Raw genomic sequence first — 23,439 nt, 5'->3', positions numbered from 1 at the left:
GTTACCGGCATTGTAGTGGATATCACATGGTGCGGTGTTTCAGCGCAGGCAGGCTCTCGCGCACGCCCTGCATGTAGCCGAGGTCGATCTCGCCGGCCACCACGCCCTCGCCCTCGGCCAGCACCGACTTGACCGCGCCCCACGGGTCGATCAGCATGCTGTGGCCCCAGGTGCGGCGGCCGTTCGGATGGGTGCCGCCCTGCGCCGCCGCCAGCACGTAGCACTGGTTTTCAATCGCCCGCGCGCGCAGCAGGATTTCCCAGTGCGCCATGCCGGTGGTGTAGGTGAAGGCGGCCGGCACCACGATCAGGGACACCGGCCCCATCGCGCGGAACAGCTCGGGGAAGCGCAGGTCATAGCACACCGACATGCCAACCTTGCCGAACGGCGCCTCGAACGTGCCCACATGCTGTCCCGGCACAATGGTCTTCGATTCGTTGTACGACTCCGTGCCCTTGGTGAAGCCGAACAGGTGGATCTTGTCGTAGCGGCCCACGTGCTCGCCCTGCGGGTTGTACACCAACGTGGTGTTGATGACTTTTTCCGGATCGTCCGAGGCCAGCGGCAAGGTGCCGCCGATCAGCCAGATGCCCAGCTCGCGCGCCAGCCCGGCCATGAAGTCCTGGATCGGGCCGCCGCCGAGCGGCTCGGCCACTTTCACCTTGTCACTGTCGTTCAGGCCCATGATGGCCCAGTATTCCGGCAGCAGCACCAGTTGGGCGCCATCCTTTGCGGCCTGGCCGACGAGGCGGCGCGCGGTGGCGATGTTCTCCTCTACCGATGGCGAGGAAATCATTTGTACGGCGGCAACGGTATGGTTCATGGCGATCCTTTTGCGGGTTCCAGTTTCGGGGCGTCGAGCTTGGTGACCACCGGCGCTTTCCACGGCCCGGTCACCTGCATATGATAGGTCAAGGCTTTCATCACCGGTGCACTGAGGAACAATTGGGCGAGGAAGCTGCCCAGGCCGATCACCGGGTTGACGGCCAGCGCATACACCAGCGGCGCCGTGCCGAGGTTGACCTCCGGTATCACCACCACGTGCAGGTTGGCCGTTTCGTTGGCGATGTCGGCGCTGCCATCCATCAATACAGTGGCGGCGACGCCATGCATTTTCAAGTTGTCGGTCTTGGCGATGCCACGGCTGATGTTGGCGTTGGCGGTGATGCCGTCGAACGCCAGGCCTTCCGAGAACACGTCATGGAAGTCCAGCTTGAGCAGGCGCGGCAAGGCTTGCAGGCTGAGCACGCCCAGCAGCTTGGCCGCGCCCGGGTCCTGCTTGAGGAACTGGCCCTTTTCCACACTCATGCTGATCTGGCCGGACAGGCTCGGCAGGTCCAGCGAGTATGGCACGCCCTTCCAGGCGATGTCGCCTTTCAGCGTGCCCTTGCCGCCCTTGAGCGTGTCGGCGAAGCCGAAGCGGTCCAGCAGCTTGCCGGCGTCGATGATGTCGAGGTTGAAGTTGAGGCTGGTGTTGTGGACGCCGTCCTTGCTGACCCACTTGCCGGTGCCGTTCAGCGCGCCGTCGGCGTTGGCCAGCGCCAGCTTGCTGACGCGCCACTCGCGCGCGTTGGGCAGCTGCGCATTGTTGGCCTGAAGCTCCAGCTGGCCCAGCGGCTTGTTGAACAATTCAAAACGCTCGACCACCACGTCCAGCGCCGGAATGGTGGCGGCCGCGCTCTTGCCGTCCAGCAGTTCCTGCACTTCGCTCGACGCCGACTCCGGAATCACCAGCGAGGACAGGCGCGCGGTCACCTTGCCGAGGCCGGCGCCGGTGGAAGGTTCGGCCCAGGTCAGGTAGCCATTGGCCTGGGTGGAATCGATGCTGGCCTGCCAGGTGCCTTTCTGGTGAGTGACGCCAACCACGACGTTCTCCAGCTTGCGGTCGCCGATCACCAGTTCGCTGGCGCGCGCGGCGACCGCGTCCGGCAGCACGTACTGGGTGAAGTCGCTGGCGTCGGGCGACGCGGCCGCGGCCGCTGGCTGGGTCTTGCCGGCCACGACGTCGCCAAAGTCCAGCCAGTTGTCGACGTTGAGCTGGCGCAGGTTGATGTTGAAGGTCAGGCCGCTGTCGGGCTCAGGCGCCGGCGTGTTGACGCCGATGCCGCCGCGCACCAGCTTCCAGTGCTGCTTGCCCTGCTTCTGGCGCTGGTAACGGGCGGCGACGCCGCTGCCCAGCGCGATGCGGATATCGTCATGCAGCAGGCCGGCCGCGTCCGGCGTCAGGCCGCTGGTCAGCACGAAGCGCAGCGGCATGGCGTCGGTCGCGGCCTTCTTCACCGGCGCCGGCAGGTCCAGCCCCAGCCCGGTCAGGCTGGAGTCGACCGCCACCACCACCTGATGGTCGCGCACGGTGACGGTGCCGCTGTAGCGGGTGCCGCCGGAGAAATGATCGGCCAGGCGCTGCATGGCCGGCGCGGTGTAATTCTGGCGGAAGCCGTCGGCGGTCAGCAGCCCGCCCAGCTTGACGACGATGGAATGGTCCTTCTGGCTGCCGCCGGTGATCGACACCGGCCCGCCAAGGAACAGGCCGGACAATTGATTCAGATTGACGCCCTGCTCGTTGAATTCGATCTTGCCTTGCGAGGACTGCACCACCGGCAAATCGCTCATCAGCACGATGTCGTTGTTCTGCAGTTGCAAGGTGCCGTTGACCTTGGTGTCGATGGCGTGCGCCAGCGGAATGCGCAGGCTCAGGCCCAGGCGGGCGTTGCCGGTGGCCTGGGTCTCGTCGGTGAAGTGCGAGATCCATTCCAGCACCGGGCTGTTGCTGACGTACTTGAGGAATTCCTGCATCGGCCCGGCCGCGCTGCCGTCGATTTCCAGCATCGAGTCGTGGATCGCCAGGTCCGGAATCACCGCCTTCACATTGCTGAGCGCGACGCCGCCGGTGGTGGCGGTATCGCCGCGGATTTCCATGCGCGCGCGCTCGAACACGAAGCTGCCCTTGATGTGCTCGGCCTGCGGCCACAGCGGCAGCGGTTTGCCATCCTTGCCCAGCTCCTTGCCGTCGCGCAGGTAATGGCCGGGTTCGTAGTTGAGCTTGCCCTCGGTCAGCTTGCCGGCCACGCGGAACTCGCCGCGCGCCTTGCTTTCGCCGTGGAAAGGGAAATGCGCGAGGTCGCCGCGCAGGCGCACGCTGACGTCGCTGGCCACGCCCCCCTCCAGCGCGCCGGTCAGCCAATGGGTCAGGTCGGCCGGCGTTTGCATCGGCAGATAGCGGCCGATGCGGTTGAGCTGGAAGCCGGTCAGGGTGCCGCTCAGGTCGGCCTTGCCGGGCCCCTTGCCGGCCAGCGGGATGGTGTGCGTGCCCTGCAGCGTGCCGCTCATGCCTTCCTGCTCGAAGTCCATGCTGTCGATCTGGAACAGCAGCTGGTTGTCGGCCTCGAACGACCAGCGCGCCTTCAGGTTGAGGTGATCGAACGGCATCGACGCTTCGGCGAAATAATCCGGCATCTGTAGCACCAGTTGCTGCGAATTGAGGTTGAAGCTGCCGCCCTTCTCGGTGGCGTCGATCGAGCCGCTCAGGTTGTCGAAACCGGGAATGGCCGGCAGGCCGGCGATCGCCGGCGTCTTGCCGGTTTTCGGCTGCGCCGGGCGCGGCGGCTGCGGCTTCAGGCCCAGCCCCACCAGGTCACCCTTGACGCGGTAGGTCTGCAAGGCCGGGAACGCGCCCTGCCACTCGGCGGAAAAGTTTTGCAGCAGGCCGCGCGGCGCGAAGCCGGCCAGCATCTGGTGCTGGTGCTCGCTCAGCGGCAGGCGCTCGGCCAGCCCGGCCAGCGTTTGCAGGTCCAGCTGGCGCGCGCGCAACTCGACTTTCTCCGGCCGCGCGCCGGCCGCCGCCACATAGGTTTCGGACAGCGAGGTCGGCGCCATCACCAGGCCGTCGCGCGTGGTCAGCGTCAGGTTCTCCAATTCGATGCTGTGGGCCAAGGCGCCAAAGCCGGGCGTCAGCGCGCCCTTGCGCGCCAGCGGCGGGCGCACGTCTTCGCGGGCGGCGATACGGCCGCTCATTTGCTGCAGGTCCAGCAGCGGCAATTCCTTGCCCAGCACGGCGGTGAGATTGGTGAAGCCAACATCGGCCGTGAAGCCGGTCAGGCGCGACTGGTCCACGCCCACCCACGCGCGCAGCGAACCGCTGCCGCTGCTCAACTCAATCGGGTAGGGAATCCAGGTTTTCCACGCCAGCAAATCGATGTCGCGGATGTCGGCGTACAGCTCGCCCTTCCACATGGAAAAGTTGGAAATGCGAGCGCCAAAGGCGGGATGGCTGAAGTCGGCCCGCACATCCACCGGCGCCGCCAGCGCCGCCGGCGGCGTGGCGCGCACGGCCAGCTGGTGGCGCAGCCACTGGTTGCGCAGCACCACCGTCACATTCTCCAGCGCCAGCGGCGGCGCGGCGCGCAGGCGGTCGGTCCACTGCAGGCGGCCTTCGCGGATCACGATGTCGCGCTGGGTCAGCAGCCACTCCAGTCCCTTGCCGTCGCTGGGCTTGTCGAGATCGACGTGAATGCCGGCCACGAACAGGCGGCCGTCGGCCTCGCGCAGGATGGCCAGGTCGGGCCGGTTGAGTTCCAGCGCATGGAAGCGCAGCTTGGCGCTGACCACGGTCCACCAGGACAGCGTGGCCGAGACGCTGGGCAGGGTTAGCGCGGGCCGGCCCTGGCGGTCGTGCAGCACCACGTCGCCCAGGAACAGATTGGGACGGAAGCCGTTCCACGAGGCGTACACACGCGAGATCGTGACCGGGTTGCCAAGCGCGCCGCTGGCGGCGCGCTCGATGTCGCCCTTGTAGTGGTCGATATTCGGCAGCACCGCGTAGCGCAGGACCAGGAACAGGATGGTGAAGGCGAAATACAGCAGCAGCGCCAGCTTCAGGGTGAAACCCAGCACATGGTGGGTGGCGAGGTTGCAGATCCGGTAGGCGGCACGAAGCCGGTGCCAGCGCGCGGCCAAGGGGCCTTCGCCTGTCACAGTCTCCTCCTCTGGTTTTTGCATTAATACGCTAATAAATCAGGCCACACGTCGAATAAATCGCTAAACTCGGTCTCCGGAGCAATTCTACCCTATCAACTTATGAGTTCACCGTCCGTCTCCCGTTTCTACCAGCGCTGGCTGTCGGCCGCGCCCGACCGCGCCGCCAAGGCTGATGAACTTGCGCAATTATCGCTTGCCCAGATCGATCTGGTGCATTTTTTACACAAAGAAGCAGAAAACGGCCTGCCGCTGGTGCGCTCCATGCGCCGCCTGCGCAACCTGCTGGTCTGCACCCTGATCCGCCGCGACCTCGAAGGCAAGGCCAACCTGGCCGAGGTGGTGGAAACCATGACCCGCTTCGCCGACTTTGCCATTCAGCAACACATGGCCGAGTTGCACGCCGAGATGGTGGCCGCGCACGGCCAGCCGATCGGCCGCGATTCGGGCGCGCCGCAGGAAATGATCGTGCTGGCCATGGGCAAGCAGGGCGGCGGCGAACTCAACGTCTCTTCCGACATCGACCTGATCTTCGTCTACCCCGAGGACGGCGAGACCGCCGCCGGCCCGGGCCAGCGCGGCCTGTCCAACCACGAATTCTTCGTGCGCCTCGGCAAGAAGCTGATCGCGGCGCTGTCCGAGATCACCGAGGATGGCTACACCTTCCGCGTCGACATGGCGCTGCGTCCGAACGGCAACTCCGGACCGCTGGCGGCCAGCATGGGCATGGTGGAAAATTATTTGATCGTACAAGGGCGCGAGTGGGAGCGCTACGCCTGGGTAAAGGCGCGCGCTGTCACCGGGCGCGCCGAGGATATCGCCGCGCTGGATGGCATTGTCCGGCCGTTCTGCTTCCGGCGCTACCTGGACTTTGGCGTGATTGACGCCATCCGCAATATGCATGCGCAAATCCGCGCCGAGGTGAACCGCCAGGAGCGGCTGCACCCGGACCGCAGCAACAACGTCAAGCTGGGACGGGGCGGCATCCGCGAGATCGAGTTTCTGGCGCAGGTGTTCCAGCTGATCCGCGGCGGCCGCGACGCCGCCCTGCGCGACCGCTCGACCCGCACCACGCTGCGCATCATCGCCGAGAAAGGCCTGCTAAGTCACGCCATCGTCTATCAACTGCTGGCTTCCTACACCTTCCTGCGCAATCTGGAGCACCGCCTGCAATACCTGGACGACGCCCAGACCCACACCCTGCCGGCCAACGACGCCGACCGCCAGACCGTGGCCGAGATGATGGGCCTGCCGGACGTGGCCACCCTGCTGGCCCAGCTGGACGCGCACCGCCAGTTCGTGGCCGGCCAGTTCGACGAGATGTTCTCGGACAAGACGGAGACCAGCGAGAACGATATCGAGCTGCAATCAAGCAACGAATGCGCCGATCCCGACAACCGCGAGGCCATGGTCGCCCGCTTCAGCGCGCTGGGCTTTGACGATCCGGAAGGCGCCACCAAGCGCCTGATCGCCACTTGGCAGGCGCCACGCCTGCAATCACTGCCCGAGGCCAGCCGCAACCGCCTGCAGGGCCTGATCAATACCGCGCTGCCGCTGATCGTCCAGGCGGCCGCCGAATCGAGCGGCGGCAACCAGCTGGCCACCTTGGGCCGGCTGCTCGATTTTCTGGAAGCCATCGCGCGCCGCTCGGCCTACCTGTCGCTGCTGACCGAGTATCCACATACGCTGGCGCGCGTGATCCGAATGGTGCACGCCAGCGGCTGGGCCGCGCTGTTCCTCAGCCAGCACCCCATCCTGCTGGACGAGCTGCTGGACGACCGCGTTCGCAAAGCCGTGTTCGATCCGGTGGCGCTGGCGGCCGATATCGACAAGCAGCTGGCCGCCTGCCCCGGCGACACCGAGCGCCAGATGGACATCCTGCGCGAAATCCACCATGCCCAGCTGTTCCACCTGCTGGCGCAGGATCTGGCCGGCGATTTGACGGTGGAAAAGCTGGCCGACTACCTGTCCGCCCTGGCCGACACCATCGTCGCCGCCACCATCAAGGCGGTATGGCAGACGGTGGCCACCCGCCACCGCGAGGTGCCGCTGTTCACCGTGATCGCCTACGGCAAGCTGGGCGGCAAGGAGCTGGGCTATGTGTCCGACCTGGACGTGATCTTTCTGTATGACGATCCCGACCAGGACGCGCCGGCGCAATACGCCAAGCTGGCCCAGCGCTTCATCACCTGGATGACCTCGCACACCTCGGCCGGCATCCTGTTCGACATCGACACCGCGCTGCGCCCGGACGGCGCCAGCGGCATGCTGGTGTCCAGCGTCAGTTCCTTTGAGAAATATCAGAGCAACTCGGCCTGGGTGTGGGAACACCAGGCCCTGACCCGGGCCCGCTACTGCGCCGGCGACCTGGCTATCGGCCAGCGCTTCGAGCAGATCCGCGAAGCGGTGCTGCGCAAGGAACGCCCGGCCGACGGTCCGCTCAAGCAGGAGGTGCTGGCCATGCGCAAGCGCATGCTCGACGCCAAGCCCAATACCAGCGCCCTGTTCGACCTGAAGCAAGATCGCGGCGGCATGATCGACATCGAGTTCATCGTGCAGTTCCTTGTCCTCCAGCACGCCGCCGCCTATCCTCAATTGACGGCCAATTTCGGCAACATCGCCCTGCTGCACATGTGCGCCGACCTGGGCCTGATCGATACCGGCCTGGCCGCCAGCGTGGCCGACGCCTACCGCAAGTACCGCAAGCTGCAACACCAGCTGCGGCTGCAGGGACAGGATCTGGCGCGCATCGACCCGGCGCTGGTGGAGTCGCACGCCGCCCAGGTCATGGCGTTGTGGCAAGCCATCTTCGGGACCGATGTTGCCACGTAACAACGTCATTGATTCCAGGTGGTGCGAAAGGTGCAATACTCTTGAGGCAGTTTCCACCATATAGAGGAGAACGATATGAGAGCACTATTCAGCGCGGCGGCCTTGAGCCTGAGCTTGCTCGCGGCGTCCGGCGCGGCAGTGGCGGCCGACAAGGGCACCGCGGACGAGGCGGTGGCCATGGTCAAGCGCGCCGTGGCCCTGATCAAATCGGACGGCAAGGAGAAGGCGTTCGCCGCCATCGCCGATCCGGCCAACACCGCGTTTCATGACCGCGACTTGTATATTTATGTATATGACCTGAATGGCGTTGCTTTAGCGCACGGTAATAACCCGAAAATGGTGGGAAAGCCTTTAATAGGTTTAAAGGATAATGAAGGCAAGGCCATGATTAAAGAAATGGTCGATACCGCCAAGAATAAAGGCAAGGGCTGGGTCGATTTTAAATGGCCGAATCCGGTGACCAAGGCGGTCGAATCCAAGTCCGGTTATGTCGAGCGCGTCGACGATATGCTGGTTGGCTCCGGCATTTATAAGTAAGCTTCCTCGCCCGGCCGTTCTGGCCGGGCCTCTCCCTCTGCCAAGCATTGCACCAGCCCGGTGCACTGACGCGTAAAATATGCCAATTATTGGCATATACCCGCCAAAAATTAGCGTTATTTGCCGATCCACCGGAGTTATCCGCGCGATTTTCTGTGCGCCACCCCTACGTAATTTACGTAGCTAAATTTTGGCGCGTCGCCCGGGTTTTATCACTCGCCTGACGATTAAATAAGTCCGGGGGGATATTAATTTCCTCGCAGGGATTTTTATTTAACTCCCATATTGCAAGGATGGTATTCAACATAAGATCCGCATGAAACTGGTTTTATTTCCGCTCATCAACCAGACACATTTCGTTACATTTGTGGCCCTGTTGCTTTTTTGCGAATGTTGGATTTTTTACGGCCTTTTACGTTTACAACCTGACTATGAAGTCGTTAAAGTTGGTCAGTTAAACCAAGAAATTTAACAAAAAAATAAGCGTAGAGTTGTTTAAATACACCTAAGGAGTTCCGCAATGATGAAGGAAACAGTTTTGTCCCGTTCCGTGCGCATGATCTGCGTAGCCGGCATGGCGATGAGCGCCCAAGTAGCATTCGCACAGGACGCCGCGCCAGCGGACGCCGTGCAGAAAGTTCAGATCACCGGCTCGCGCCTGCTCTCGCCTAGCGCCGAATCGCCAACCCCGCTGCAGATCCTGACCTCGGCCGACATCGCGGCGTCGGGCGCGGTCAACCTGCAGGACCTGCTGCAGAAGAACCCAACCCTCGGTACGCCATCGCTGAGCCGTACCAACTCGAACTTCCTGACCTCGGGCGGCGGCGTGTCGACCGTCAACCTGCGTAACCTGGGTGACTCGCGTACCCTGGTGCTGGTTAACGGCCGCCGCTTCGTGTCCGGCGTCCCAGGCGACACCGCGGTCGACCTGAACACCATCCCGACCGACTTCATCGAACGCGTGGAACTGCTGACCGGCGGCGCGTCGGCGACCTACGGTTCCGACGCTGTGGCCGGTGTGGTCAACATCATCCTGAAGAAAAACTTTGAAGGCGTGACCGTCGATGCCTCGACCGGCAAGAGCGACAAGAGCGACGACTTCAAGAAAAAACTGGCCATCACCTTCGGCACCACCTCGGCCGACGGCGCCAGCAACATCATGGGTCACTTCGGCTACTCGAAACAGGGCGCCGTGATGTCGAAAGACCGTCCGGGCCTGGGCGCCAACATCGACCAGTACTCGCTGGCCGAAGCGGTGACCGGCGACGTGCGCGACATCTTCAAGACCATTTCGCCGTACTACTCCAGCTTCGCCCCGCAAGGCCGCTTCTTCTACGGCACCAGCGGCGCCAGCTACACCTACGACAAGAACGGCAACCCGATCGGCTGGTCGACCAACGGCAGCGCCACCCTGCCCGCCTCCGGCTTCAACCGTTCGCAGTACCGCACCATTGCCGTGCCGACCGAGCGCTACCTGTTCGCCACCAACGGCAACCTCAAGCTGAACGACAACCACAACGCGTTCTTCGAAGGCACCTACGCCTCGACCAAGGTCGACACCAACATCGAGCCGTTCGCGCTGGACTCGTCCAACATCTTCCGTCCGTCGGGCGTGGTGCAGGGCGAAACCATGGTCAACGGCGTGGCCGTGCGCAATCCGCTGATCCCGCAATACCTGTGGGACCGCATGACCGACACCGACGGCGACGGCCTGAAGGACTACCGCTTCACCCGCCGCCTGGCCGAGTTCGGCCCGCGCCACAGCACCGTCAATCGCGGCACCCTGCGCCTGGCGACCGGCTTGAAAGGCACCCTGCCGTTCACCACCGACTGGAACTACGAGGCCTTCGTCAGCTACGGCCGCACCACCGAATCGCAGGCCTCGACCGGCCAGATCAACATCGTCAACATGCGCAGCGCCCTGGCTGGCGTGCCTAACCCTGACCCGGGCGGCGGCGTGATGTGCGCGGACGCCCAGGCCCGTCGCGACGGTTGCGTGCCGATCAATGTGTTCGGCCTCGGCACCATCTCGCCGGAAGCGCTGAAGTACGTGACCGCACCAGGCTCGCTGGAAACGGCGATCACGCAGAAAATTGCCGGCGGCACCATCACCGGCGAACTGCCATGGGGTCTGCCAGCAGGCAACATCGGCCTGGCGGCAGGCTACGAATGGCGTAGCGAAGATTCCAGCAGCGTGCCGGATCCACTGACCCAGGCTGGCTTGAACGCCGGCAACGCCACCCCGCCAACCTACGGCAGCTTCATCGTGCGTGAAGAATTCGTGGAAACCCGCGTGCCGCTGCTGAAGGACAAGCCGTTCGCCAAGAACCTGGACTTCCGCGGCTCCTTCCGCCACGGCGACTACACCACCGTTGGCAGCACCAACAGCTGGAACGCCGGCCTGGAGTGGGCGCCGGTGTCGGACATCAAGTTCCGTGGTACCCGCGCCGTGTCGACCCGCGCGCCGAACATCAGCGAGCTGTACCAGGCGCCTAGCCAGGACTTCCCATCGGTCAGCGATCCATGCGAAGGCGTGACCGCGACCGCGACCGATCCGGTCAGCGTGGCTTGCCGCGCGGCGCCGGGTGTCGCCGCCAACATCGCTGCCAACGGCGGCGTGTTCACGCTGAACCAGGCGGACAAACAGGGCGTGAGCGGCTACAACCGCGGCAACCCGAACCTGAAAGCGGAAAAAGGCCGTTCCAGCACCATCGGTGTGGTCATCACCCCGACCTCGATCCCTATGCTGAGCAAGTTCACCTTCACGGCGGACTACTTCAACATCAAGATCTCGGACGCCATCGTGGGCACGCCACGCCAGTTCGCGCTGCAACAATGCTACGGCGGCAACACCTTCTACTGCCAGTACATTACCCGCCGCGCCACTGCCGAAGGCTCGAACAGCCCGGGTTCGATCAAGTATAGCGACACCTCGCAGGAAAACAGCGGCGGCCTGGGCACCAAGGGTATCGACTTGACCGCCTCGTGGGCGGACAAAGTGGGTCCTGGCCGTCTGAATGCGAAGATCGCCTACACCTACCTGAAGACGCTGTGGAACGTGCCGACCCAAGGCGCGGACAAAGACGAATCGGCGGGTGAGCTGGAATCGCCACGCAACAAGGCCGTGCTGAACCTGGCCTACAAGTGGGGCAATTTCGGTCTGAGCACCACCACCACCTACACCGGCCGCGTCAAACTGGACGACCAGTTCCTGAACACTTACGAGAATCCGGAACTGGCACCGAAAATCGGTTCGTACACCACCACCGACTTCCAGCTGACCTACGACGTGAAGAAGAACTACCAGCTGTACTTCGGCATGGATAACGCCTTCGACAAGAAGGCGCCGCCAGTCGTGACCGGTCTGCCAGGCAACACCACCGGTACCGAGACCGATGCATCGGCCTACGATCCGATCGGCCGCCGCTACTACCTGGGTCTGCGCGTGTCGCTGTAATCTGGAATGGGCGGCGCTGCCGCCCTGCCCTCGGAAAGCCCTCCCGGTTCCCGCCGGGAGGGCTTTTTTCATGGCTGCACGTGGTGCGCCACACCAAATCGTTCAGCCAGGCCCGCAAGCCGCCGATCCAGCGTCCACAGTGCCGCCGCCGGCGTCATGAGGGTTGAGGCGAGCAGCATCATGTCCACCACTCCGCAGCCCAAGCCATACAAGGCTTCCCGCTCAATGAACGCCATGGTCTCGCCGACGCTGGCATGCTGCGCCATGGCGAGCGTGCCCAGGTCTCCCAGGGTCCGCGCCCTCGGGTTTGGCGGCGTGCCGCAGGCTATCTCGCCGATAATCATCAAATGAGTCAACACAGCGTCCTGATGCAGGAGCTGCTCCAACGCCGGGTTGCGATGGCGGAAGTGGTCCACCCACACGGAGGTATCCACCAGCACGCCGTGTTTCATCGCGCCGCCTCATTCCTCTCGCGCGGAATGTCGTTCATGCCTGATGCCGCACCGCCGAGCGCGGCGAGACGCTGGGCGGCGCGTACCCGGACGAAGGTCTTCACCGCCTCGCGAAACAAGTCCGCCTTGTCCATCGACGGGTCCGCTACCTCAAGGGCCTTCTGATACAACTCATCATCAATCGTTACGGTGGTGCGCATCATCGCCTCCAACATCAATATTGATTCGATATTGCACCGAATTTCACATCGTCGCAAGCATAAAAAAGCCCTCCGCGGCTTGCGCCGGGAGGGCTTTTGATACGGACGCTATCGGATTACTTGGCGCTCATCAGTGCCACGGTGGTGTCCAGCATACGGTTGGAGAAGCCCCACTCGTTGTCGTACCACGACGAGACTTTCACCAGGCGGCCCGACACTTTGGTCAGGGTGGCGTCGAAGTTCGACGAGGCCGGGTTGTGGTTGAAGTCGACCGACACCAGTGGTTCGGTGTTGTAGGTCAGCACGCCTTTCAGCGGGCCTTCGGCAGCGGCCTTCATCAGGGCGTTGATTTCATCCACGGTGGTGTCACGCTTGGCGATGAACGACAGGTCAACGATCGAGACGTTGATGGTCGGCACGCGGATGGCGTAACCGTCCAGCTTGCCGTTCAGCTCCGGCAGCACCAGGCCGACCGCGGCGGCGGCGCCGGTCTTGGTCGGGATCATCGACTGGGTGGCCGAACGGGCGCGGCGCAGGTCTTCGTGCATGACGTCGGTCAGCACCTGGTCGTTGGTGTAGGCGTGCACGGTGGTCATCAGGCCGTTTTCCAGGCCGATGGCGTCGTTCAGCGGCTTGACCAGCGGGGCCAGGCAGTTGGTGGTGCACGAGGCGTTCGAGATCACGGTGTCCGAGGCTTTCAGCACGCCGTGGTTGACGCCGTACACGATGGTCGCGTCCACGTCCTTGCCGCCCGGGGCCGAGATGATCACCTTCTTGGCGCCGCCCTTCAGATGGGCCGAGGCTTTTTCCTTGGTGGTGAAGAAGCCGGTGCACTCCAGCACCACGTCCACGCCCAGGTCGCCCCATGGGATTTCAGCCGGATTGCGCTGCGCGAACACGCGGATCACGTCGCCGTTCACGATCATGTTGTCGCCGTCCACTTCCACGGTGCCAGGGAACTTGCCGTGGGCGGTGTCGTAGCGGGTCAGGTGGGCGTTGGCCTTGGCGTCGCCCAGATCGTTGATGGCCACGATCTGGATGTCTTGTTTCTTGCCGCCTTCGTAGAAAGCGCGCAGCACATTACGGCCGATACGGCCATAGCCGTTGATTGCAACTTTGATCGTCATACTTTGCTCCTGATTAAAAATATTGTTAATGCAACCAGCAATTATAGATTAAGCAATGACAGCTTTGACTTTCGCCACGACGTTTTCGACGGTGAAGCCGAAGTGCTTGAACAGCACGCCTGCGGGAGCCGACTCACCGAAGGTATCGATGCCGACAACAGCGCCTTCCAGACCGACGTATTTGTACCAGAAATCGGTCACGCCGGCTTCGATTGCCACACGGGGCACGCCCTTGGTCAGCACGCTGGCCTTGTAGGCGGCGTCCTGACGGTCAAATACATCGGTCGACGGCATCGACACCACGCGCGCCACGATGCCCTCGGCGGCCAGCGCCGAGGCGGCGGCCTGCGCCAGCTCGATCTCGGAACCGGTGGCGATCAGGGTGACCTTGGCGTCGGCCGCCTCGCGCAGCACATAGCCGCCGCGCTTGATGTCGGCGATCTGCGCCTCGCTGCGTTCCTGGAACGGCAGGTTCTGGCGCGAGAAGATCAGGGTCGACGGGCCATCCTTGCGCTGGACCGCCGCGCCCCACGCCACCATCGACTCGGTGGTGTCGCACGGACGCCAGTTGTCCAGGTTGGGGATCAGGCGCAGCGACGACACGTGCTCGACCGACTGGTGGGTCGGGCCGTCCTCGCCCAGGCCGATCGAGTCGTGGGTGAACACGAAGATCGAACGCTGCTTCATCAGCGCGGCCATGCGCAGCGCGTTGCGGCTGTAGTCGGCGAAGGTCAGGAAGGTGGCGCCGAACGGGATGTAGCCGCCGTGCAGGGCGACGCCGTTCATGATCGCCGACATGCCGAACTCGCGCACGCCGTAGTTGATGTGGTTGCCCGGCTGGCCCGAGCGCACCGGCACGATTTCCTTCCAGTTGGTCAGGTTGGAGCCGGTCAGGTCGGCCGAGCCGCCCAGGAATTCCGGCAGCACCGGCGCCAGCGCCTGGATGGCGTTCTGGCTGGCCTTGCGGGTGGCGATGTTTTCCTTCTTCTCGACGGTCGAGGCGATGCCGGCGGCCAGCGCCGCTTCAAACGCGCCCGGCAGCTCGCCGGCCATGCGGCGGGTCAGCTCCGCGGCTTCGGCCGGGTATTTGGCCGTGTATTCGGCGAACTTGGCGGCCCACTCGGCTTCCTGCTTGGCACCGGCGGCCTTGGCATCCCAGGCGGCGTAGATGTCGGCCGGGATCTCGAACGGGGCGGCGCTCCAGCCGATGTACTCGCGCACGGCGGCCACTTCCTTCTCGCCCAGCGCGGCGCCGTGCACCTTGTCGCCGCCTTGCAGGTTCGGCGAGCCCTTGCCGATGATGGTCTTGCAGCAGATCAGGGTCGGCTTGTCCGCCTTCTTGGCGGCGGCGATGGCGGCCGAGACGGCGGCCACGTCGTGGCCGTCCACCGCGCGGATCACGTTCCAGCCGTAGGCCTCAAAGCGGGCCGGGGTGTCGTCGGTGAACCAGCCCTCGACCTTGCCGTCGATCGAGATGCCGTTGTCGTCGTACAGGGCGATCAGTTTTTTCAGGCCCAGGGTGCCGGCCAGCGCGCACGCCTCGTGCGAGATGCCTTCCATCAGGCAGCCGTCGCCGACGAAGGCGTAGGTGTAGTGGTCGACCACGTCCAGGCCCGGCTTGTTGAATTCGCTCGCCAGCAGCCATTCGGCCAGCGCCATGCCGACCGCGTTGGCGATGCCCTGGCCCAGCGGGCCGGTGGTGGTTTCCACGCCCGGGGTGTAGCCGACTTCCGGGTGGCCCGGGGTCTTCGAGTGCATCTGGCGGAAGGCCTTGATGTCGTCCATGCTCACCGCATAGCCGGCCAGGTGCAGCAGCGCGTAGTGCAGCATCGAGCCGTGGCCGTTCGACAGCAGGAAGCGGTCGCGGTTCACCCATTTCGGATTGGCCGGGTTGTGGCTGTAATGGCCGGACCACAGCGCCACGGCGATTTCGGCCATGCCCATCGGCATGCCTGGGTGGCCGGAGTTGGCCTTCTGGACGGCGTCCATTGCCAGCGCGCGGATCGCGTTAGCCATTTGGGTGGTGGGGAGCGTAGAAGTCATCGTTGATATCACGGAAGTATGGAAACTGGGCGCAAGGGCGGAGCTTGCAGAGCCCATTATTTTACCAGACGATGGCAGCCACCATTTAAAATTGCAGCTCTACTTATCCGGACACCACGTTATGCCCCGCTTCTTTTGCCCCCAGCCGCTGGCCATCGGCGCCATTGTCGCCCTGCCCGACGCGGTCGCCCACCATGTGCAGGTGCTGCGCCTGGCGCCGGGCGAGCTGATCACCCTGTTCAACGGCGAGGGCGGCGAATACACCGCCAGCCTGAGCGAGATCGGCCGCCGCAGCGCCAGCGCCGAGGTCAAGGCGCACACGCCGCGCGAGGTCGAGCTGCCGTTCGCCGTGACGCTGGCGCAGGCCCTGCCCGAGGGCACCAAGATGGACTGGATCATCGAAAAGGCCATCGAACTGGGCGTGTCGGGCTTCCAGCCGCTGGCGACGCAGCGCTGCGTGGTGAAGTTATCCGCCGAGCGGGCCGAAAAAAAGCTGGAGCACTGGCGCGGCATCATCGTCTCGGCGTCCGAGCAGAGCGGGCGCAACCGGCTGGCCCAGCTGGCGCCGCCGCAAGACTATAAAAATTGGATCACCCAGCAAGACCTGCACCGCCGCGTCATCCTGACGCCGCGCGCCGGGCAGTCGCTGGCCGAATGGGCGCGCCACCAGCCGCCGCAGGCGGTGACGCTGGTGGTCGGCCCCGAGGGCGGCCTCAGCGATCAGGAAGAAGAGCTGGCGATCCGCCACGGCGCCCTGCCGCTGGCCATGGGTCCGCGCATCCTGCGCACCGAAACCGCCGCCCTGGCCGCCGTGGCCATGCTGAGCGCGGCCTGGAACGGCATGTAAAAAAAATGGCGGACCGTAGTCCGCCATTGTGATATCAGCCTAAGCCGATCAGAACTTCAGGCTGGCGCCGAAGGTGATGTAACGACCGACCGCGTCGTAGGATTGCGGGAAGGTGTTGCCGCTGTCCATAGCAGTGGTGGCGATGGTGCCGCCCACGATCGGAGGTTTCTTGTTAGCCAGGTTGTTCACGCTGACGTTGAAGCGCAGGTTCTTCGAGTAGTTATACACACCCGACAGATCCACGTAGTTGTACGCTGCAATGTGCGAGAACTGCGGCAGGAAGGCGGTGTTCTTCAGTGCCAGCGGTTCGATATCCACCGCGCTCACGTAACGCCAGTTGTAGCCGACCGAGAAATCACCGACGTTCCAGGTGGTGCGCTGGCTGAACTTGCGCTTATATACCGGCGAGTTGGCGACGTCACCGCAAGCCACCGAGTAGTAACCCAGGCAATTACGGTTGATCGAGATCGGCGAAGGCTGGAACTCGAAGCTCTGCACCTGGTTGAAGGCGAAGCCCAGGTCGAAGTTACCGTACTTCGGATCCAGGTTGATCTGCTTGGCCTGCAGCTTGTAGTTCACGTTCAGGTCGAAACCGCTGGTTTCCTGGTGGCCCGAGTTGGTGAGTGGGGTGAATACACCCTTCGAATCCACACCGTTGAAGGTACCGTTGGCAGGGTTACGGCCGATCTGCGCGCACGAGGCGTTGAAGGCGTAGGTCGGATTGTTGTTGTAGCAGTCATCCGTAATATCGGTCGTGCTTGGACGCGAGATCGCATTGGCGATGGTGATCTTGTAGTAGTCCAGCGAGATCGCCAGCTTCGGCAGCGGCTCCCAGACGAAGCCCAGGGTCTTGGTCTTGGCGGTTTCAGGCCCCAGGTCCGGATTGCCGCCCGACAGACGGTTGATCTGGCCCGACGATGGTTGTGCCAGCGAACCGATTTCGCCAGCCGGCACACCGGTCAGACGGCACAGGTTAGCCAGGGTGCCCGGCGTATTGGCTTGCGAAGGCACCGCGCTGCCGCCCTTCTGGCAAGGATCCACCGCCTGGTTCGACAGGCCGGTCACCAGCGGTGCGAACAGTTCGTTCACGTTCGGCGCGCGGGTAGCCTTTTGCACCATGCCGCGGAAGCGGATGGTCTTGACCGGTTCCCACTCGGCGCCGATTTTCCAGCTGCTGTAATTGATCGAAGCGGCGTCGCCCGACTTGAACTCGGTCTCGCGGTAGCCCAGGTCAGCATTCAGGGCGCGCACGAACGGCTTGTCCTTGATCAGCGGAACCTGCGATTCGATCGCCAGCTCGCGCAGGCGGAAGTGGCCCGAGCGGTCCGGGGTCGGCGCGCCGGTGCCCAACACTTCGCCCTGGATCTGCGAGGCGGCGTCCGACTGGGTGCCGGCGACAACCTTGCGTTCCTCGGCGGTGATCGCCATGGTGATCGGCTGGCCGGCCCATGGGGAAACGAACTTGTTGCCCAGATCGCCAGCGAAGGAGACCGAACCCACGTCCTGCTGTACGTTTTGCAGCAGGATCGCGCCTTCGTTGATGAAGCCGATCATGGCCGGCGTGATGCTGCCGGCGGCGCCGAACACATTCAGCGGCACGCAGCCGTTGGTGTCGGATACGCACTTGGTGCCGCCCACATAGTTCAGCGCCTGGCCCACTTTCGACAGCGAACCCCAGTTGCCGCGCACCTGGGTCTGGTCGGCCTTGCCGCGGGTCCAGTTCACGTCGTAGGTCCAGTCGAACGCCAGATCGCCGCGCGCGCCCAGCGTGTACTGCAGGGTGCTGTTGCTGAAGTCGTTCAGACGCGGGCCCATTTCCACAAAGCGGCGATTGATGGTCATCGGCACCAGGGTGGTATTGCCGGCAACGCAGTTGGCGGCGGTGATGCCGGCGCGCGCGCAGATCTGCTGACGGGCCGGATCCGGAATAAACGGGTTACCGATAGGCACTTGGAACACATTGCCGAAGGTGCCCGATTCAGCCAGGGTCGACGAGACTTTGCTGTTGGTGTAGAACACCTCGGCATACGCTTCAACTTTGTCGTTGATCTTGTAGCTTGCCAGCGAGGTCGCCTGGGTACGATCCAGACCGGTCTGGTAGTAGTTCAGCGGGTTGGTGTTGTAAGGCACCAGCGGCGACACCAGCTTGCCACTGGCCGGGTCCATCTGCCAGTTGCCCGACAGAGTGTCGGTACCGCCCGCGCCTTTGGTCACAGCGATGCCGGTCGGGATGGTGGTGTTCGAGCCGCTTGGCTTGCCGGTGGTCGAGCTCAGCGAGGTGACGCCGTACGGGCGGGCGCCCTGGCGCAGCGGGTCGACATTGGTCTTGCCAATGCTCAGCACCACGTTGCCGCGGCCGTCGTCCAGGTTGGCGCCCATGGTGATGTCGGTGCGCTTTTTCTTGGCGTCGTGATCGTTGGTGGTGCCGCCGTAGGAAGTGGTGGCGTCGAAACCGCTGAAGTTTTTCTTCAGGTTGAAGTTGACCACACCGGCCACCGCGTCGGCACCGTAGGCCACGGATGCGCCACCGGTCAGCAGGTCAACGCGGCTCAGCAGAGCGATTGGAATGGTGTTGGTGTCGACCGTGCCGTCCAGGTTGAACGGTACCATGCGGCGGCCGTTGATCAGCACCAGGGTACGGTTCGGGCCCAGGCCGCGCAGGTCGATGGTGGCGGCGCCGGAGGTGCCGTTGTTGGTGCCGGAACCGATGCTCGGCATGGCCACTGGCAGGGTCTTGATGAATTCTTCCACAGCGGCAGGCTGCGAGGCTTTGATTTCCTCGGCGCTGACCGACGAAATCGGGCTGGTCGAGGTGGTGCCCGGGGTGGTGATGCGGGTACCGGTGATCTGCACCGACTCGATCTTTTGCGGCGCGGCGTCTTGTGCCATCGCGTTGTGCATCATGGCGGTCATACCGACCAGCATGGAGCCCGCGAATACCGAACGCAGGGTCTGCGAAAGGATTTTCTCTTGAATCATTGTAAAACTCCCATTATTGAACTCCCGTGGCGGGGAGAAACCCAACCAACCATAAGCCCGGTTTTTATTTAAAAAACCGGGCTTATTAAATGTGGTTAGCCTGAAGGATTCTTTTAACCTGAGATTGATATTGCCTTGGGGCCGGGTGGCCTCTGGGATTATCAGGGTGCTGAATCTCGCTTATTAACACCTGGCAAAATCGTGATTTGCAGGCGCACTGCATGAAACCATTGGCCTGCCGAAACTGTCAACCAAAGTGAAGCAATGTTTCACGAAAACAACGAAGACCATCCTCCGCAACAATGCAAGCAGTTTATGAACCAATTTATGCTGCCATGCAGCAAATTTCATCACCCATCAATTAATTCAAGATGTAACAATACTTTTATCTGAGTTAAATCGTTTTAAAGCAAATAAAATATCGGCAAAACGCGCAAATTCCTGTATTTATATTTCCAGTAAAAAATTGACTGAAGCTCAATATTTGTGCGGCGCATCATTACGAGTGTGTCATTTTGAGCATAAAAGCACACTTGCCGCACCTGTCGAGCCCGAAAACGGGAACGCGTGAAAAGTTGCCCGCAAGCACCAACGTTGTATTTCTGCAACGCACAAATTTAGTGCATCACTGAACTATTTGGTGCATATGCCTGGGTGGTTTTCATTTTATAAATTATTTTATATTTTTATTGAATGACTATTTGAATGTGAATTAATCGGCGCATGGTCATTCTTAATACCCCTGGCCGGTTAGACTGGAGACCCGCAGTGGAGGTAAAATAACGCCTGCGGCTGCTCGCCGCATCGCTCTCCGCTAGCTACGGAGCCCTGTCACCTGCTGGAAATCCACCATGTTGAGACTGAATGAACTCAAGCTTCCGCTGAACCACACGGAAGACGAACTGCCGGCCGCCATCATCGCGCGCCTCGGCATCCCGGCCGCCGACCTGCTCGGCTTTACCGTTTATAAACGCAGCTACGACGCCCGCAAGAAAAGCGCTATCGTCCTGATCTATTCGCTCGATATCGCGCTCAATAACGAAGCGGCCGTGCTGCAAAAACACCACCACGACGTGCACATCATGCCGTCGCCGGACACCACGTATAAATTCGTGGCCGACGGCCAGGCCCTGGCCGCCCATCCGGACTTCCAGCGTCCGGTGGTGATCGGCATCGGCCCGTGCGGCCTGCTGGCCGCGCTGATCCTGGCGCAGATGGGCCTGCGCCCCATCATCGTCGAACGCGGCAAGATCGTGCGCGAACGCACGGTCGACACCTTCGGCTTCTGGCGCCAGCGCAAGCTCAATCCGGAATCGAACGTGCAGTTCGGCGAGGGCGGCGCCGGCACCTTCTCGGACGGCAAGCTGTACAGCCAGATCAAGGATCCCAAACACTACGGCCGCAAGGTGCTGACCGAGTTCGTCAAGGCCGGCGCGCCGGAGGAAATCATCTACGTCAGCAAGCCGCACATCGGCACCTTCCGCCTGGTGAAGATGGTGGAGTCGATGCGCGAAACCATCGAGGCGCTGGGCGGCGAGTACCGCTTCGAGAGCAAGGTGACCGACATCGATATCGAGGAATCCGCCGACGGCCGCCAGGTGCGCGGCATCATGCTGGAAAGCGGCGAGAAAATCGTCACCAACCACGTGATCCTGGCCATCGGCCACAGCGCGCGCGACACCTTCGAGATGCTGTACGAGCGCGGCGTCTACATCGAGGCCAAGCCGTTCTCGATCGGCTTCCGCGTCGAGCACCCGCAATCGCTGATCGACGCCTGCCGCTTCGGCCCCAACGCCGGCCACCCGCTCCTGGGCGCGGCCGACTACAAGCTGGTGCACCACGCCTCCAACGGCCGCGCGGTGTACAGCTTCTGCATGTGCCCGGGCGGCACGGTGGTGGCTGCCGCGTCCGAGCCGGGTCGCGTGGTCACCAACGGCATGAGCCAGTACTCGCGCAACGAGCGCAACGCCAACAGCGCTATCGTGGTCAGCATCTCGCCGGAAGTCGACTACCCCGGGCATCCGCTGGCCGGGGTGGCGTTCCAGCGCGACCTCGAAGAGAAGGCCTTCAAGCTCGGCGGCGGCACCTACAACGCCCCGGGCCAGCTGATGGGCGACTTCGTGGCCGGCAAGGCCTCGACCGAGTTTGGCGCGGTGATCCCGTCCTACAAGCCGGGCATCACCCTGACCGACCTGGCGCGGATCCTGCCGGAGTTCGCCGTGACCGCGCTGCGCGAAGCCTTCCCCGCCTTCGACAAGCAGATCAAGGGCTACTTCAAGCACGACGCCGTGCTGACCGGGCTGGAGACGCGCACCTCGTCGCCGATCCGCATCAAGCGCCGCGACGATACGCTGCAAAGCCTCAACACCAAGGGCCTGTTCCCGGCCGGCGAAGGGGCCGGCTACGCGGGCGGCATCCTGTCGGCCGGCGTGGACGGCATCAAGGTGGCGGAGGCGGTGGCGCTGTCGCTGGCCGAGCAACAACAGCGGGCTTAAGCCTTGCCATCCCGCACCGGCAGCCGCAGCTTGATGCGGCAGCCGGCGCCGGGCGCGGTGGCCGCCACCGCGACCTGCCCACCCATCTGGTGCACGATCGTGTAGACGATGTGCATGCCCAGTCCCGAACCGCCCTGCCCGCGCTTGGTGGTGAAGAACGGTTCAAACACGCGCTCGCGCGCCTCCGCCGTCAAGCCCACGCCGTCGTCGGCGAACTCCAGCAACAGCCAGCGCGCGCCGTTCTCCAGCGCCATGCGCGCGGCCAACGTGATGCGCCCCGGGCCGCCGTTCGGATAGCCGTGCTTGGCCGCGTTCATCAGCAGGTTGGACAGCACCTGCGACCAGCGCCCGGCGTCGAGCCGGGTGCGCAGCTCGGGCGCGATCTCGACGTCGACGCTCAGGCCCACCTTGCGCAACTCCGGGCCGTGCGCGCTCACCACGCCCAGCGCGTGCTCGCGCAGGCTGATCTCGGTGACGTGCTCGCTGCCCTGGTCCACCGCCAGCTGCTTGAAGTTGCCGATCAGGTCGGCCGCGCGCGCGAGGTTGCGCTCGATCAGCAGCGCGCCCTCGCTCAGGCGCTGCCCCAGCGCCTGCAGCTCGGAGCGGCTGACGCGCTCGCCGTTGACGCATTTGAGCAAGTCCTCGGCATAGCTGACCATGGTGGAGGCGGCCGTCACCGCCACCCCGATCGGCGTGTTGACCTCGTGCGCCACGCCCGCCACCAGCGCGCCCAGCGCCACCATCTTCTCCTGCTCCACCAGCGTCGCCTGCGCCGTCAGCAGCGCCTCGGTGCGACGCTGGATCTTGGCCTCCAGCTGCTGCTCGCGCTCCTGGTGCTGCAGCTCGGCCGCGCAGCGCGCGGCGAAGATCGACAGCAGCGACAGCGCCAGCAGGCGCTTGTCCTCCGCCATCGGCTTGGTGTCGATGGCCGACAGGATGCCCAGCGTCTGCCCCTCGGTGTCGGTCATCGGCATGCCGACGTAGCTCTCGGCCCGCATCTCGACCAGCAGCGTGTCCTGAGGGTAGTCGGCCTGGATGCCGCTGGGGTGGAAGCACATGCACTGCTCGGCCACGTTCTGGCAGGGCGTGTGGCGCAGGCTGTATTCCATGTTGGGCAGGTAATCCTGGCCGGCCCACACCGCCAGTGTGCGGATGCCCTCGTCGCCGTCGACCATGGTGATGACGCGGCCGATGATCACGTAGGTCACGTCCAGCGCCTGCGCCAGGTCGCGCACCAGGATGCGCAGGAAGTCCGCGCCGCGCGCGCGCGAGGTCGAGGCCGTAATCGAACGCAGCGCGGCCTCGGCCAACGTTCGTCCATCGGCCGCATCGAACAGCGGCGCCGCCTGTTTCTGCTCGCTCATACCTGGCTCCAGGGTCGCTAAGACTTGCCCATTGTATCGTTATTTTTCGGTGTGAACATGGTTGAATGTTCGCATATGACCTAGCATGTTTTAGCCATAAAAAGTCTAAATATTTGTATTTTTGTGTAAGAA

The 23,439-nt window shown here is 63.5% G+C and carries 13 protein-coding genes; 5 read left to right on the top strand and 8 right to left on the bottom strand.

Translation table 11 applies throughout. The annotated features are described in order from the left end of the window. Positions 1–22: 22 nt before the first annotated feature. Positions 23–823, bottom strand: a complete 801-nt coding sequence (locus tag FHW83_RS11090) for a carbon-nitrogen hydrolase family protein (protein WP_176646412.1) — start codon at positions 821–823, stop codon at positions 23–25. Next, on the bottom strand, positions 820–4,998 hold the full coding sequence (locus tag FHW83_RS11085; RefSeq protein WP_176646411.1) for a YhdP family protein: 4,179 nt from the start codon (positions 4,996–4,998) through the stop codon (positions 820–822). Before FHW83_RS11085 ends, FHW83_RS11090 begins: the two co-directional genes overlap by 4 nt. Positions 4,999–5,076: 78 nt before the next feature. Here FHW83_RS11085 and glnE point away from each other — a divergent pair, with 78 nt between their 5' ends. The 3 genes from glnE (at position 5,077) to FHW83_RS11070 (ending at position 11,800) form a co-directional block, all read left to right on the top strand. Continuing rightward, the gene (gene glnE, locus FHW83_RS11080) at positions 5,077–7,806 is read left to right on the top strand and encodes a bifunctional [glutamate--ammonia ligase]-adenylyl-L-tyrosine phosphorylase/[glutamate--ammonia-ligase] adenylyltransferase (RefSeq protein ID WP_176646410.1); all 2,730 of its coding nucleotides are present in this window, start codon (positions 5,077–5,079) and stop codon (positions 7,804–7,806) included. A gap of 75 nt (positions 7,807–7,881) precedes the next feature. After that, complete coding sequence (locus FHW83_RS11075; RefSeq protein WP_176646409.1) at positions 7,882–8,343, top strand: cache domain-containing protein; 462 nt, start codon at positions 7,882–7,884, stop codon at positions 8,341–8,343. A gap of 538 nt (positions 8,344–8,881) precedes the next feature. Beyond that, on the top strand, positions 8,882–11,800 hold the full coding sequence (locus FHW83_RS11070) for a TonB-dependent receptor domain-containing protein (RefSeq protein WP_229224123.1): 2,919 nt from the start codon (positions 8,882–8,884) through the stop codon (positions 11,798–11,800). Positions 11,801–11,868: 68 nt separating this feature from the next. On the opposite strand, the gene FHW83_RS11065 is transcribed toward FHW83_RS11070, so the two are convergent. From FHW83_RS11065 to tkt, 4 genes are all read right to left on the bottom strand, one after another. Next, on the bottom strand, positions 11,869–12,252 hold the full coding sequence (locus FHW83_RS11065) for a type II toxin-antitoxin system VapC family toxin (RefSeq protein ID WP_176646407.1): 384 nt from the start codon (positions 12,250–12,252) through the stop codon (positions 11,869–11,871). Next, a complete protein-coding gene (locus FHW83_RS11060) occupies positions 12,249–12,452 on the bottom strand; it encodes a type II toxin-antitoxin system VapB family antitoxin (RefSeq protein ID WP_176646602.1) in 204 nt (67 codons plus the stop codon). The genes FHW83_RS11065 and FHW83_RS11060 overlap by 4 nt, the downstream gene beginning before the upstream one ends. Before the next feature lie 116 nt (positions 12,453–12,568). Then, the gene (gene gap / locus FHW83_RS11055) at positions 12,569–13,579 is read right to left on the bottom strand and encodes a type I glyceraldehyde-3-phosphate dehydrogenase (protein WP_176646406.1); all 1,011 of its coding nucleotides are present in this window, start codon (positions 13,577–13,579) and stop codon (positions 12,569–12,571) included. Positions 13,580–13,627: 48 nt separating this feature from the next. Beyond that, on the bottom strand, positions 13,628–15,622 hold the full coding sequence (gene tkt, locus FHW83_RS11050) for a transketolase (RefSeq protein WP_176646405.1): 1,995 nt from the start codon (positions 15,620–15,622) through the stop codon (positions 13,628–13,630). Positions 15,623–15,743: 121 nt separating this feature from the next. Between tkt and FHW83_RS11045 the strand changes: the two genes are divergently transcribed. After that, entirely contained in the window at positions 15,744–16,469 is a 726-nt protein-coding gene (locus tag FHW83_RS11045) for a 16S rRNA (uracil(1498)-N(3))-methyltransferase (protein WP_176646404.1), read from the top strand. Between the two features lie 48 nt (positions 16,470–16,517). Here FHW83_RS11045 and FHW83_RS11040 read toward each other — a convergent pair whose 3' ends face one another. Further along, positions 16,518–19,448 (bottom strand): TonB-dependent receptor domain-containing protein, encoded by a 2,931-nt coding sequence (locus tag FHW83_RS11040; RefSeq protein ID WP_176646403.1) that lies wholly within the window; start codon positions 19,446–19,448, stop codon positions 16,518–16,520. An 851-nt stretch (positions 19,449–20,299) separates the two neighbouring features. Here FHW83_RS11040 and FHW83_RS11035 point away from each other — a divergent pair. Next, the gene (locus tag FHW83_RS11035) at positions 20,300–21,943 is read left to right on the top strand and encodes an NAD(P)/FAD-dependent oxidoreductase (RefSeq protein ID WP_176646402.1); all 1,644 of its coding nucleotides are present in this window, start codon (positions 20,300–20,302) and stop codon (positions 21,941–21,943) included. On the opposite strand, the gene FHW83_RS11030 is transcribed toward FHW83_RS11035, so the two are convergent. Continuing rightward, on the bottom strand, positions 21,940–23,307 hold the full coding sequence (locus FHW83_RS11030; protein ID WP_176646401.1) for a sensor histidine kinase: 1,368 nt from the start codon (positions 23,305–23,307) through the stop codon (positions 21,940–21,942). The two genes, FHW83_RS11035 and FHW83_RS11030, sit on opposite strands and share 4 nt — an antisense overlap. Positions 23,308–23,439: the final 132 nt, after the last annotated feature.

Origin of the sequence: Duganella sp. SG902 (assembly GCF_013376005.1) — a bacterium.
Classification (GTDB): Bacteria; Pseudomonadota; Gammaproteobacteria; order Burkholderiales; family Burkholderiaceae_D; genus Rugamonas.
Note: the sequence above shows the minus strand (reverse complement) of the source record. Positions and strands in the feature narration are given on the sequence as shown.